11 protein-coding genes are annotated in these 14,878 nt (G+C 41.4%); all 11 read left to right on the forward strand.

Annotated elements, in window-relative coordinates:
* Positions 1-166: 166 nt before the first annotated feature.
* Positions 167-727 (forward strand): RNA polymerase sigma-70 factor, encoded by a 561-nt coding sequence (locus BM176_RS27600; protein WP_090107638.1) that lies wholly within the window; start codon positions 167-169, stop codon positions 725-727.
* 66 nt (positions 728-793) lie between these two features.
* Positions 794-1,954, forward strand: coding sequence for a FecR family protein (locus BM176_RS27605; RefSeq protein WP_090107639.1), 1,161 nt, complete (start codon positions 794-796; stop codon positions 1,952-1,954).
* A 314-nt stretch (positions 1,955-2,268) separates the two neighbouring features.
* On the forward strand, positions 2,269-5,535 hold the full coding sequence (locus BM176_RS27610) for a TonB-dependent receptor (protein ID WP_090107795.1): 3,267 nt from the start codon (positions 2,269-2,271) through the stop codon (positions 5,533-5,535).
* 23 nt (positions 5,536-5,558) lie between these two features.
* Positions 5,559-7,172 (forward strand): RagB/SusD family nutrient uptake outer membrane protein, encoded by a 1,614-nt coding sequence (locus BM176_RS27615; RefSeq protein ID WP_090107640.1) that lies wholly within the window; start codon positions 5,559-5,561, stop codon positions 7,170-7,172.
* 160 nt (positions 7,173-7,332) lie between these two features.
* Positions 7,333-9,513, forward strand: a complete 2,181-nt coding sequence (locus tag BM176_RS27620) for an alpha-N-acetylglucosaminidase (protein WP_090107641.1) — start codon at positions 7,333-7,335, stop codon at positions 9,511-9,513.
* A gap of 55 nt (positions 9,514-9,568) precedes the next feature.
* Positions 9,569-10,258: a LytR/AlgR family response regulator transcription factor gene (locus BM176_RS27625; protein WP_090107642.1), complete on the forward strand. Its 690-nt coding sequence runs from the start codon at positions 9,569-9,571 to the stop codon at positions 10,256-10,258.
* A 142-nt stretch (positions 10,259-10,400) separates the two neighbouring features.
* Positions 10,401-11,789: a DUF3500 domain-containing protein gene (locus BM176_RS27630; RefSeq protein ID WP_218162294.1), complete on the forward strand. Its 1,389-nt coding sequence runs from the start codon at positions 10,401-10,403 to the stop codon at positions 11,787-11,789.
* A gap of 2 nt (positions 11,790-11,791) precedes the next feature.
* On the forward strand, positions 11,792-13,108 hold the full coding sequence (locus BM176_RS27635; RefSeq protein ID WP_218162295.1) for a HupE/UreJ family protein: 1,317 nt from the start codon (positions 11,792-11,794) through the stop codon (positions 13,106-13,108).
* A 120-nt stretch (positions 13,109-13,228) separates the two neighbouring features.
* Positions 13,229-13,825: a class I SAM-dependent methyltransferase gene (locus tag BM176_RS27645; RefSeq protein ID WP_143097941.1), complete on the forward strand. Its 597-nt coding sequence runs from the start codon at positions 13,229-13,231 to the stop codon at positions 13,823-13,825.
* Positions 13,826-13,838: 13 nt separating this feature from the next.
* Positions 13,839-14,600, forward strand: coding sequence for a YoaK family protein (locus tag BM176_RS27650; RefSeq protein ID WP_090107646.1), 762 nt, complete (start codon positions 13,839-13,841; stop codon positions 14,598-14,600).
* A 54-nt stretch (positions 14,601-14,654) separates the two neighbouring features.
* Positions 14,655-14,849, forward strand: coding sequence for a KTSC domain-containing protein (locus tag BM176_RS27655; protein WP_090107647.1), 195 nt, complete (start codon positions 14,655-14,657; stop codon positions 14,847-14,849).
* Positions 14,850-14,878: the final 29 nt, after the last annotated feature.

A 14,878-nucleotide genomic window follows, 5' to 3' on the forward strand; every position in this document is an offset into this window, starting at 1 on the left:
GAGAGCTGCCCGTAGCGGGCAGCTCTTTTAAGTTGTGCGCCATAAAACAGATGGGTACAGTCCGCCATTGTTCATCTGAATCCAAAGCGACGAATTAATAAATTTGTTTTAGTACATTTATGGGGGGAACAGTTTATCCATGTAATTACTGCTAAGGGACTCATTTATGCATAAGTATCAGAACAGTGATGAAGAACTATTGCAAATTTTGCAGCAACGGCGTGATGCTGCTGCATTTACTTCTCTTTATGAACGTTATTGGGAAAAACTGGTAACCCTTGCCTATGTTCGTCTTCAGTCCACAATGGATGCACAGGAAGTAGTACAGGAGGTTTTCCTGGATATCTGGAAAAGATCTGATACTATACAGTTACGCCATTCTTTCCATACATATATATCTGCAGCACTTAAGTATAAGATCATCACTTTTCTTGCCAAACGAAAGAACGAAACAGACCGGCAGTCTATGCTTAACCTGCCTGAAGCAGATACGAGCACAGAACAATGGCTTAGTTATCAGCAATTACAGGATGAACTGGAAAGTACTGTAACGGCGCTGCCTGAGAAATGCAGGCTGGTATTCCGGTTGAGCCGTGAAAACGGGCTTAGTGAAAAACAAATAGCACAAACGCTTAATATTTCTGTTAAGACTGTAGAAGCCCATATAAGCAGGGCGCTAAAGACCCTGCGCACCTCCCTGAAACATCTCTATTTTCTCCTTTTTTAATTTTTTTTTAACAGGACTAAGGGAAACCGGTCAGTTGTAAAGACTATATAATAAAGCAGCTTTATAATGAGTGATCTGACTCCCGAGCAAATATCCTTATTAGCAAATAAATTGCTGAAAGGCACTATTAGTCCTGAAGAGAGGGTATTGTTTGAAAACTGGTATAATACTTTTCCCGACGAAGCAATTGAGTGGAAGGAAGAAGATGTGCATTCTGCGGAAGAGCTGCAAAGCCGGATGTTATCTCCCATACTCAATGCTATAAGAGATGAAAAGGTTCATCGCATATCCGGAAGGAAATGGTATTGGGCAGCAGCAGTGATGCTCACATTAATTATAACAGGAGGAATTTACCGGTATGCAGTTAAAGAGAAGCAGGATCGGCCATTAGCAGACGCTCAGTCTAAAGCTAAAAACAGCATTGTTCCCGGTAGGAATAAAGCCACACTTACCCTGGCAAACGGAGATGTGATAGTACTGGAAGATGAGAAAAACGGAGCATTAACAAAACAGGGAACTGTACAGATCATAAAACTTGGCAACGGACAGCTGGCTTATAAGGATGGACAGGGGAAGGATGCCGGGAAACCGGTATCCTTTAATACTCTTTCTACGCCACGTGGAGGGCAGTACCAGGTAACACTGCCCGATGGCACTGTTGTATGGATGAATGCAGCCAGCACGCTTATTTTCCCCACAGCTTTTAATGGAAAGGACCGTACGGTGAAATTGAAAGGAGAAGCATATTTTGAAGTAGCCGCAAATGACCATCAGCCATTTATTGTCAGTGTCAATAATAATATGGAAGTAAAGGTATTAGGTACACACTTTAATGTAATGGCATATGGAGAAGAACCAGCTGTTAAAACAACATTGCTGGAAGGAATGGTAAAGGTTGCCGGCAATAATAAAGAAGTATTGCTCAAACCCGGACAGCAGGCAAAAATGAAGAATACAGGTGAATTGAATGTACTGGCTGTGAATGTAGATGAGGTAGTTGCCTGGAAGAATGGTGTATTTAGTTTTAATGATGTAACGATAGAAGAAGTAATGCAGCAGCTGGCCCGCTGGTATGATGCAGAGGTGGTTTATCCTGATGGCATTCCCAAGGGACTTTTCCGTGGAGAAATAGACAGGACAGCAGATATTTCAACTGTTTTAAAGATACTGGAAGTAAGTGGCGTTAAGTTTACTGTAGAGGGACATAAAATACTGGTACGCGCGTAGTCAACATAAGAGTATTCAACCAAAATTAAATCGGGCATTATGGAAAACGAACCACCATGAGTCAGTGTACCTGCATGACCTGTAATTAAACAGGGGCGATTGAGGCCGCCCCTGTAATGCCTGGGTTTTGCAGGTGACAAAAAAATCTACCGAAGATCAATTATCGCTCACCCAAACACTGCAAATCTATGCAATTGCATGATGATGTAAAAGCCATGCCTGTAAATTGGCTTTATTCAACCAGAATTAAATGTGGCAGCGTTGCCCATCTCATTGAAACATTTCGTTTCCGGCAACGAAAAACGCTCCTTATTATGAAAATGATTGTCATTTTGCTCACAATCGCCTGTTTGCAGGTAAATGCAGCGGGATATGCACAAAAGCTGAGCTTATCTCTAAAAGACCGGCCACTGGTGGAGGTACTGAAAGAGATAAAGGTAAAGACCGGTTACAAATTCTTTTACAAACTGGATTTACTGAATAATGCAAAGAATGTAAGTATCCGGATAGATAATGCAGATCTGCCTTATGTGCTGGATATCATCTTTAAAGACCAGCCTTTTACTTATCAGATCGTAAATAAAACGATCATTGTTACAGCCAGGCAACATGCGGATATTAAAGTGGAGGCAGCGGTGCTGAATATGACTGTTTCCGGCAGGGTAACTGATGAGAAGGGTAATCCCCTTCCCGGAGTATCTGTTCAGGTAAAAGGAACATCTAAAGGGGCGCAGACTAACGCAAACGGAGAATATCAGCTAACCGGAATAGATGAGAATGCAATACTTATATTCAGCTATCTCGGTTATCAGCCAAAGGAGTTACCGGTAAATGGCCGGAACAGCATAGCAGTTACACTTACATCCTCATCAATAGGATTAGGTGATGTGGTAGTGGTTGGATATGGAAAACAATCCCGCAAAAGTTTGATCAGTGCCGTAAATACGGTAAAGGCAGAAGATCTTAATAAAGGCGCCATTACTGACGTAGGGCAGTTATTGCAGGGGAAAGTACCCGGACTGAATATTTCAGCCAGTGGCGACCCTAATGCTGTAGCTACTGTTGTATTACGTGGAGCCTCCACCCTCAACAGTTCCCAGGGTCCGTTTTATGTGATCGATGGAGTACCGGGAGTAGACATTTCTGCCATAGCACCAGATGATGTTGCATCTATCGATGTACTGAAAGATGCCGCAGCTACCGCCATATATGGTAACCGTGCCGCCAATGGAGTTATTATGGTAACAACCAAAAAGGGGAAAAAGGGACAAACACAGGTTTCCTACAGCGGTTATGTTGGTATAGAAAAAGTGTCAAATAAGCTGGATATGATGGATGCCGGTGAATTAAGAAACTTCCTTACTAAAAATGGCCAGTCGTTTTCTCCGGCTGATGATAAAAGTGCAAATACAAACTGGCAGAGTTCCATCCAGCGAAATCAGGCAATATCTCATAATCACAATATTTCCTTCAGTGGCGGTGGCGATCATGGTACTTATGCCGCAAGTTTGAATTATACCAAAAAAGAAGGTATCCTTTTAAACAGTGATCTGGAACGTGTTATTGCCCGGCTTAGTGTAGAACAATATGCGTTGAATGATAAAGTACGCTTTGGTTTGAATGTAACTAACTCAAATAGCAATGCCAATGATATCCCTTACCGTAATGTAGTATTGCTGCAATCAGCACTTCACTTGCCGGTTTCTCCAATTAAAAATGCAGACGGCAGCTATTTTGAGAATTTTACGTCACAAGGTTATTATAATCCTTTATCGATGATCAATAACAGCCAGATGAATGATAAATATAATAATCTGGTTGGAAGTTTTAATACACAGGTAAAATTACCATTCGGACTTACCTATGACCTGAATTTATCTTATATCGGCTTTACTTCAATGCATGGTGAATTCTACAATAAATACTTCACCACCAATTATAACAGCATGTATGATAATCCCAATCCTGGACTGGGATTTCATAATCCGCAAACCTTTGGCGCAAACGGACAGGCAACAAGAAATTCTTATCAGAACACCAGCAAGATCCTGGAAACCTTTCTTACCTGGAACAGGAATTTCAAATTACATGCTGTAAATCTTGTATTAGGATATTCATGGCAGAATAATAAAGTAGGCGAAGGCTTCCAGGTAACTACCAGTAACTTTCCCGTTGACAACATAGGGTATACCAACCTCGCATTAAGTAACCCATATGCAGTTTCCGGATTCCAGATTGGATTTGGACCAGATGGCGTTTACCAGGAAAACAGGCTGATCTCCAATTTTGCCAGGTTAAATTATGGTTATAATGAAAAGTATCTCTTGCAGGCATCTTTGAGAAGAGATGGGAGTTCTGTATTCGGAGAAAATCACCAATGGGGTTATTTCCCATCAGTAGGGGTAGCATGGAGAATTATTCAGGAAGAGTTCATGAAGAACCAGGCAGTATTTACCGATCTGAAACTCAGAGCAAGTTATGGTGTTACCGGTAATGCTACAGGTTTTAATGCATACACAGCAAGGTTCATTTCAGGTACACAGGGTGTATACTATTATAATGGATCGGCTATTGCAGCCAGTGGCCCTATTCAGGCTGCCAATCCAAATCTGCAATGGGAAAAAACCAGCACCGCTAATATAGGCGTAGACTTTACTGTTTTGAAAGGTAAACTAAGTGGTTCGGTAGATGTATATAATAAGAAAACTACCGGCATGATTTATTCCTATAAGGTAGATCCTATTCTTGTTCCCGCAGGTACTATTGTTGCCAATGGAGGAAGTATGAGTAATAAAGGAATTGAATTGAGTTTGAATGCTACAGTGATAGATAATAAAAACTTCAGTTGGACCAGCAGTATCAATCTCGCACATAATAAGAATGAGATCACAAGTTTATCTAATCCATTGTTCTCCGGAGGAGACTCTATCCTGCTGGCATTCCCGGAAGGTCTTGGTCAGTCAAGTCATTCTTTAGAGATCTTAAAAGAAGGCAAGCCTTTAGGGCAATTCTTCTCACTGATCTATGCAGGAAAAGATGCTAACGGCGTATCACAATATATAGGGGGAGATGGTAAACTGACAACAACACCTGCCATTGGTACGGATTATCACTATATCGGTAATTCCCAGCCTAAATTATTAATGGGATGGTCTAACAGTTTTCACTATAAGAATTTTGATCTTAGTATCTTCTTAAGAGGCGTATTCGGTAACAAAATATTTAATGCCACACGGGCAGATCTTTTCCGGCCAAACACAGCGCAGTATACTAATATATTAAAAGATGCCGCAGGCGAAAGTGTAGCAGATTATAATGCTTACCTGTATTCCTCCCGTTTTGTTGAAAGTGGTAGTTATGTGAGATTTGATAATGCAACGCTTGCATACAATTTTAAGAATCTGGGTCCGTACATTAAAAATGTAAGGGTGTATGCAACAGCGAACAATCTTTTTGTAATTACCAGCTTTAAAGGTACAGACCCTGAAGTAAACCAGGGCGGAATTGCACCGGGAGTTGATTACAATAACTTTTATCCTAAAACGCGCACGTTCCTGTTTGGTGTTAATGTGTCATTCTAATCGAATCTCTTAAAAAAAGCAGTATGAAAAAGATAACTCAATATATATACGTTCCGGTGCTGTTGTGTATTTTAAGTGCCTGTTATAAGTTGGATGTGCCAATCAAATCTGAACTGACATCGGATGTTTTTCCGAACGATAGTGCACAGTTTAATTCAGCCGCAGGCCCGGCTTATGTGGCATTAAGGGGGAATATTTCTGTAGAATATTTTTTTCTTGAAACATTAACCACAGATGAAGCCATCTTTCCAGCCAAAGGTGGTAACTGGTATAATGGAGCTGAATTTCAACAGTTACATTATCATACCTGGACAAGAGATCATGCCAAAGTGAATGAGCAATGGAACTGGTGCTCCACAATTATAGGTACTGTTAACCAGTCGGTTTCAATTCTGCAGGGTAATATGCCTGAAGGCGCTACAAAGAAAACCACACTGGCAGAACTGAAAATGATCCGCGCACTGGCTTACTTTATGATGATGGATAATTTTGGTAATGTACCAATTGATACTGTGAGCGGAGATTTTACTGCTAAGCCCAATGTTGCGAGAGCACAGGTATTTACATTCATAGAAAATGAAATAAAAGCCTGCATCCCTGATCTTAATCCGGCAAGTGGTGTATCTACATATGGACGGGCAAATAAATGGATGGCATATGCTTTACTGGCTAAAATGTATCTGAATGCCGAAGTATATACAGGTACACAACGTAATGATGATTGTATCAGCGCCTGCGATAATGTTATAAAATCCGGTTTATATTCACTGGAACCTGCCAGTACCTATCTGCAAATGTTCTATCCCAATAACGGACCACAAATGAAGGAATTCATTTTTGCTATACCTTTTGATCCTTCCTGGACAAGTACGTTCGTATATAGAGCGCAGAACCTGCATGCACGATATGATGTGCCCCGCGGACTGGTTCAAAAATTTGGTTTACCGTTTACTCCGGATGCGGCTATATGTACGCTGCCGGAATTTTACGCCAACTTTAACGATCCGAATGATGTACGCAACGGCCAGTGGCTTACAGGTCCACAATTCCTTGCAGACGGTGTTACACCAGCCACTGTTACCACTACCAAAAAAGGATACGACCAGTTTTATTCCGGTGCTGATGGAGCTGAACCTTATACTTATCAGATTGATATAAAACCGGAAGTTACGCTTCGCCAGGATGTGGCATCGTTTGATGCAGGAAATGATGAAATAGCCTGGAATATGGGATATCGTAATATCAAATTCTATCCTGATGCTACTTCACTTAACAGGAATCAGAAGAATGATATTCCTCTTCTTCGCTATTCAGATATTCTTCTCATGAAAGCAGAGGCAATACTGCGGGGTGGTGTGCCTACTATGGGACAAACGGCACTTTCTCTGGTGAATGAATTAAGAGCGGAAAGAACAACTTCTGCTGCATTAGGTAGCGTTACACTGGATGATGTTTTTTCTGAGAGATGCAGAGAACTTGTTTGGGAATGCTGGCACAGGAACGATATGATCCGTTTTGGCAAATTTGAGGATAAATGGGGTTTCAAAACAGATGCTGATATCCGTCATCGCATATTCCCTATTCCAACTACTGCTATGCAGTTGAACCCGGCACTAATACAGAATCCGGGATATTGATAATAGAACTCTAAGATTCATGGCTTTGAGATTTTGTAATTTAAAGTTACACATCATCTCAAAGCCATATTCTTTTCAAACATAAAATTCTGCTGTACGCACCAAAGGCTTAATCACATGGAACCATTATTCAGGTTTCCGGAAATTAATAATTATCAGGATGAAGAAATTACTCTGTATACTTTTTATATTTTCAGGTATTCATACATATGCCCAGCTGAAAACAACCGCAGCATATGATCTTATAGGCAGGATAGTACCGGATAAGAAAACATCGTTTATAGTAGAAGCTTTACCGGAACAGAAAGATATTTTTGAAATAGAGAGCAGGAATGATAAAATTATCCTGCGTGGAAATAACGGAACAGCAATCGCTTCAGCATTGTATTATTACCTGGATGAATATTGCCACTGTCAGATTACATGGAACGGTACGAACCTGCATTTGCCTGCAAAACTGCCTGTAGTAAAAGAGAAGATACAGCGTAAAACACCGTATGAATACCGGTATTACCTCAACTACTGCACCTTCAATTATAGCATGAGCTGGTGGGATTGGGAACGTTGGGAAAAAGAGATTGACTGGATGGCATTGCATGGCATCAATATGCCACTGGCTATCACAGGAGAGGAATATACATGGTATCTGGTGTATAAGGAAATGGGATTCACCGATCAGGAACTGGCGGGGTTTTTCAGCGGCCCTGCTTACACTGCCTGGTTCTGGATGGGAAATCTGGATGGCTGGGGTGGTCCCTTACCCCTCAGTTGGATAAAAAGTCATGCAGCATTGCAGTTAAAAATCCTGCAACGTGCAAGAGACCTGGGAATGAAACCAGTATTGCCCGCATTTACAGGACATGTACCGCCCGCATTTAAAGAAAAGTTTCCAGCTGCAAAATTAAAAGCAACCAATTGGAAAAATGGTTTTGCAGATACTTATATTCTTGATTCAGAAGATCCTCAGTTTGCACTGATAGGTAAGAAGTTCCTGGAAGTGCAGACGAAACTATATGGTACAGACCATTTGTATTCTGCCGATACTTTTAATGAAAATGAACCTCCATCAAATGATTCTCTTTTTTTATCAAAGCTGAGTGCAAGAATTTATGATGGCATGAAGCAGGCAGATACCGCCGCTGTTTGGGTAATGCAGGGATGGTTATTTTATAGTGACCGTAAGTTCTGGGGTAGTCCGCAGATAGCTGCACTGTTGAATGCGGTTCCAGACGATAAGATGATCCTGCTGGATCTTGCAGCTGAAATCGAGCCTGTATGGAAAAGAACAGCCGCCTTTTATGGTAAGCCCTGGATCTGGAATATGCTTAACAACTTTGGCGGAAATGTAAACCTGTTTGGACGAATGGACGGAGTAGCTGCTGATCCTGCACTGGCATTAAAAGACACTGCATCAAAGCGTTTGAGTGGCATTGGCTTAACTATGGAGGCCATAGAACAGAATCCTGTAATGTACGAACTGATGATGCAGCATACCTGGCAGCCGGATCCCATATTACTGGATGATTGGTTGTCAAAATATGTGCTTAACCGTTATGGGAGCAATGATAAAGACCTCATAAAAGCATGGCAGATATTAAGGCGGACTGTTTACAATGGACAGTTGATCAGGGACGGAGCAGAGTCCATCATCACCGGCAGACCCACATTGGATTCAACGACTGAATGGACGCGTACAAAGCTGAATTATAATCCGGAAGAACTTTTACCAGCATGGGATCTGTTTATAAAAGCATCCGCCAAAGGGGAGGGGACAGACGGATTCCGGTATGACGTAGTTGATATAACAAGACAGGCACTGGCCAACTACGCACAGCCATTACAACGCAAATGGGTAAATGCTTTCCTTAACAGAGACAGCATTGCATTTTTAACATATAGCAGGCAGTTTATTGCCCTGATCAGTGATATGGACAGGCTACTAACAACAAGAAAGGATTTTATGCTGGGACCGTGGTTATCAGATGCCAGGAAATGGGGAAATACTAATGAAGAAAAGGCATTGTATGAGCGCAATGCCCGTGATCTTATCACATTATGGGGAGATGCAAATAGTCCATTACATGAATATTCCAACCGGCAATGGAGCGGCCTGCTGAATGATTTTTACAGCCAGCGCTGGCAGCAGTTCTTTCATATGCTGCAACTTTCACTGAGATCGGGAACACCTCCTGACTTCAACGGATTCAACAAAAGGATCAGTGGATGGGAATGGAAATGGGTGAATGAACAGAAAGTTTTTCCTGTTTATCCAAAGGGGAAAAGTATTGCTGTGGCACAGGAATTATACCGGAAATACCGGCAAGAATTTGCGCTAAGATGAATGGTAAATCAATATATTCATTACTGCCCCGGAAAGATTTACTATATTGTCCCTGATGGCTTATCAGATAAAGGCAATAGCATTGGATGATGAACCTCCTGCATTGGAAGTAATCAGCACTTTTTGCGGGAGACTGGATACCATCGTCCTGGAAAAAACATTTACCGGAACAATAGAAGCTTTGAAATACCTGGAGCAATTTCCGGTAGACCTGTTATTTCTCGATATCAATATGCCTTCATTGTCAGGAATAAAGTTTTACAAATCTATTCCGCAAAAGGCAATGGTCATCTTCACAACTTCCTACAGTGAATATGCCGTAGAAAGTTATACATTGAATGCCGTAGATTATCTTCTGAAGCCATTTACTTTTCTGCGTTTTCAACAAGCTATAGCAAAAGCGGAAAAACATTTGCAGTTAAATATTCCCAAAGAGCAGAACTTAGTATTGCGCGTTGATTATAGTTTGATGCAAATACCAATGAACGATATCCTCTTAATAGAAGGATATGATAATTACCTGAAAATTTATGTAAAGGATCAGAATCCGGTCGTTTCAAGAATGACAATGAAGGCATTGCTCGAAAAATTACCCGCTACCTTATTTATCCGCGTACACCGCTCTTATATTGTTTCGCTCAGGCATATTGATAATGTACGCAATAAGATCATCTTTGTAGCAGGACATAAAGTACCACTTGGCAATAGTTATGAAAACCTGTTTTTTCAGTCGTTCCGGAAATAGTTATCCCAGCTCCGAAAAATAATTACAGAATTCACCCTCGAATATTCCTTATTCGCCCCAATCCGCACCTCCGGTATTAAACCCCGACCATAAATTCTGGTTTATGATGATATACCCTTATTGAATCCTTTAAACCAATAGCATGAAAAAGCGAACGATTTTTTGTGGGATGTCCATCTCCACGTTAGTAATTTTATTACTTTTTGCGTGTAGCAAAAAAGACAGTACAGATAGCAGTACCAGTGTTGTTATTACAGCGCTCACTTGTTCCGGAGCTACCTTTTCTACTACTGCCGTAAATGGAACTGTTTATAGTGGAACCGCAACTGTTCCCTATACTGGAGGAAACGGAGCTACTTACTCAGCCGGTTCTGCTATTTCTTCCACAGGAGTAACAGGTTTAACAGCTACTTTACAAGCAGGCACCTTGGCCAGTGGAGCTGGTAGTCTGACTTACACTATTGCTGGTACGCCCACTTCATATGGTACGGCGGCATTTGCAATCAGCCTGGGCGGACAAAGTTGCAGTCTTTCACTGACAGTAGATTCTGCTGCAGTTACTGCGGATTGTAGTTCTGCCGCAAATACTCCAGCTAAAGTAGTGTGCCTGGCAGAAGCATTTGAAGCAACACTTTCTTCTTCTCAACTTTCCACATTATTACCAGGGTATTCGCAAACTACTGCTATCAAATGGTCAAATCTTCCATGTGGTTCCAGTTGTCGTAATGGTTTGCAGTTCACAAATCTGACTTCTGCTCAGATCACTGCTGCACTGGCCGTTGTAGCTGCTGCGAGCGGTACTGTTACCGATGAGGGATATAGTGAAATTACACAGATTATGGCTGCAGATGATGTGCTGAAAACAGCCAGTGGCGGCAGCTCATATTCATCCGGTATTTATTTCATTGCATTCCTTGGTACTCCTTCTACAACAGGTACCTGGCAGTTGCAATTTGGTGGTCACCATCTGGCTGTGAATATCACGTATAAAGCTGGAGCAGTGGTTGGCGCTACACCAAGATTTGAAGGTATTGAACCAAAAAGCTGGACAACCAGCGGTACTACTTATGCACCACTTGCCAGTGAACAATCTACTATGGCAGCTATGCTGGCTTCTTTAAGTACCACGGAACTTGCAAGTGCAAAACTTTCAACCACCTTTAGCGACGTACTGTTAGGGCCAAACGAAGACGGACAGTTTCCTTCTACAAAAGTTGGACTTGCAGTAAGTTCTTTAACCAGTGCGCAACAATTACTTGTACTGGCGGCTATGAAACCATGGGTACAGGATGTTGATGATGCTACGGCAGCAACGCTGCTGGCTACTTACCAGAGTGAATTAAGCAGTACTTATATTGCTTATTCTGGAAATGCCACGCTTGCGTCCAATGCAGATTATGTACGCATCGACGGACCAAGTGTATGGATTGAATTTGTTTGTCAGACAGGGGTGGTATATCCAAGCCAGATACACTATCACAGCATCTGGCGTGATCATACAAGAGATTACGGTAACAGTTTTACATTTTAACAATGCCATATTCAATCAACTTCAGCCGCCGGACTATTATCCGGTGGCTGATTTCAGCTTTAATAATATTACCCGGAAAAGTTCTGGCGCATCCAATGCCTAACTCATTTGTGCTGCTTGATATTAAATCAGATGGTGTTACCGCAGAATTGCAATTGCCGCTCAGCGAATTACAACTTGCCTTTGGGCATGATGTGAATCAGCATACCAATACATTGCTTACCCGGCTTTCACCACAACTCCGTGAATATCTTCTGGCACATATTCATCCGGTAAGTCCGGATGGCCGCCGGTGGACAGTAACCGTCCGCGACCTGCAAGTGCAACCTGTAGAAGAAAGCGCCAGTGGTCCTTACCAGGAACTCACCGCGCATCTTTGGTTGCAACCTCCTGCGGGTGCAAGTACCAAAGATTTCACACTGAATTATGATGTGATCATTCATCAGCTGGTAACACATAAAGCGCTGGTATCTATCCGGCAGGATTGGGAAAATGGTAATTATGGAGAACAGCCAACAGAAGTAGGCGTTATCCGGCTGGATGTGCCTAACTGGACTATTCCGCCATTACATATTAACCAGTCGGGCGGCAGCCTCTGGCGGGGCTTTAAAAGCATGGTAGGATTAGGCATTCAACATATTGCAGAAGGTACTGATCATCTGCTTTTCCTGCTGGTACTGCTATTGCCGGCCCCTTTGCTGGTAAGACAAAAACGCTGGGGTACTTTTGGAGGTTTAAAATATAGTACTCTCCGCCTGTTGAAGGTTGTTACAGCTTTCACTATCGGTCATTCTATTACCTTGCTGGCAGGCGCAAGCGGCTGGCTACGGTTACCCGGCCAACCGGTAGAAATTCTCATTGCTATTTCCATTCTGGTATCTGCCATTCATGCATTACGGCCTATCTTCTCCGGTAGGGAAACCTGGATAACAGCGGGATTTGGACTTATTCACGGAATGGCTTTTGCCAGCACACTTGCAAATCTGGATCTGGATGCCGGCCGTATGGGACTAAGTATTCTTGGTTTTAATATAGGCATTGAACTGATGCAGTTACTGGTAATTGTATTAACAGCCCCCTGGTTGATTTTGTTAAGTCGGACAGCTGTCTATCCCTATGTGAGAATTGCGGGCGCAATTCTGGCCGCTATAGCAGCATCTGCATGGGTGATGCAACGGATCTCCGATAAGGCGAACCTGGTTACTGACCTGGTACAGAATATTACAAAGTATGCCCCGTGGATGCTATTCGTGTTAGGAGTAATTGCATTGCTGAGTGTTGGGTGGGAGTGGTATAAAAATAAAATGCCTCATTTGTAATTCATAGAGAAAATGACCAGAGATAAAATTGATTTTTTTCAGTTTTTTGATTGAAAAGTATCAGTTTAATTTAGTGCAGGTAGAACTACCTTCACAGGAGAAAAATATCCTGGTCAGAATATGGAGAAAATTGTATCAATTCCAATATGGTATGAAAATGATGCTGCCTTTGATTGGTTATATCCTGAAAGAATACAGAAGTTATCGAAGCGACATTGGACACCGTTGGAAATAGCAAAGAAAGCTGCCCGGTTCCTTGCGCAGGATCCAAAGAAAAAAGTATTGGATATTGGTAGTGGAGTAGGTAAATTTTGTCTTGTTGGCGCCCATTTCTTTCCAGACGTATCTTTTCATGGTATTGAGCAACGGAAAGAGTTATACCATTATTCACTTGCAGCAAAAGAACTAACGGAAACAAGAAATGCGGATTTTATAAACGTAAATTTTACGCAGGTAGATCTTGATGCGTATGATAGTTTTTACTTTTATAATGCCTTCTTTGAAAACCTTGCCAAAGAAGATCATATTGATCAGCAGATAGAATATTCTTTCAGTTTATACACCTACTATTCACGATACCTTTTTAAGGCATTAGACAATAGACCAAGTGGTACGCGCCTGGTAACCTATCATAGTCTGGAAGATGAAGTGCCTCCAAGTTACCAGCTTGTGGATGCAACAGTAGATTTCCTATTAAAAATGTGGGTAAAAAGGTAATGATTGAAACAATATGTTACGTCATACAGGAAGAAGAAGAAATTATAAACATAATTTACGCATAGCTGTACTTTTATGTTCAACAGCGGGAATGGTAAATGCAGCAGGTTTTTTTGCATTTGCAGTTCTTACTACAAACGTAACGGGACATGCGGCCCTTTTAGCACAGAAGCTGGCCACAGGCGATCTTCGATCTGTACGAATGGTGGGATTATGGTTGTTATTATTCCTTGCCGGTGCGTTTTTCTCAAGTTTTTGTATTGGAAAAGTAGGACGTAACAGGAAGCATGCTCATACAGTACCCATAATAATTGAAATAGTGATCCTCATATTGATAGGTACTTTTGGATATACCTACGATCAGTCTATTATCAAAACAGAATATTTTGCGGGAAGCCTTTTATTTGCAATGGGATTGCAGAATGCACTGGTATCCACTGTATCCGGATCGGTAGTGCGAACAACACATCTGACGGGGATGTTTACTGATCTTGGAATTGATCTGTATACTGTTATCTCTGTACCACGTAAAAACAGATTTGTTGTTGGCAGGAAAATTATGCTCAGGCTGGTGATCATATTCTTTTTCCTGATGGGTGGAATAATTGGTGGGTATACTTTTCTGCACCTCAAATATTATACTTTTTATTTGCCCGCGGGTATATTGGTGATCACTATATTTTATGACATTTTCCGCATTAAACTGACTAAAATGATGCACCACGTTAAAGTCAGGATTTCCAGACATCATATTTATTCATATAGTAATAATTAAGCCACTCAACAAGGGAATGATAATTGTAGCGTCTCTTCAATAGAAGATATTATAATGCCTTCTACTGTAGTTGCACATATGAAATATGATTCTGTAAAACAGATATTGCGGATAACCTTTGTATCAGGACTGATATATGATTATCTGCATGTGCCTGAGTATGTTTATAACAGAATGAAAGCAGCGAAATCAAAAGGTATATTTCTGAACAGGCATATTAAAGGGAAGTACAATTTCGAGAAAGTATAAAGAGGGCGAAAGAGGAAATATATTTATAA

The organism is Chitinophaga sp. CF118 (genome assembly GCF_900112615.1).
In the GTDB taxonomy this organism is placed as follows: Bacteria; Bacteroidota; Bacteroidia; order Chitinophagales; family Chitinophagaceae; genus Chitinophaga.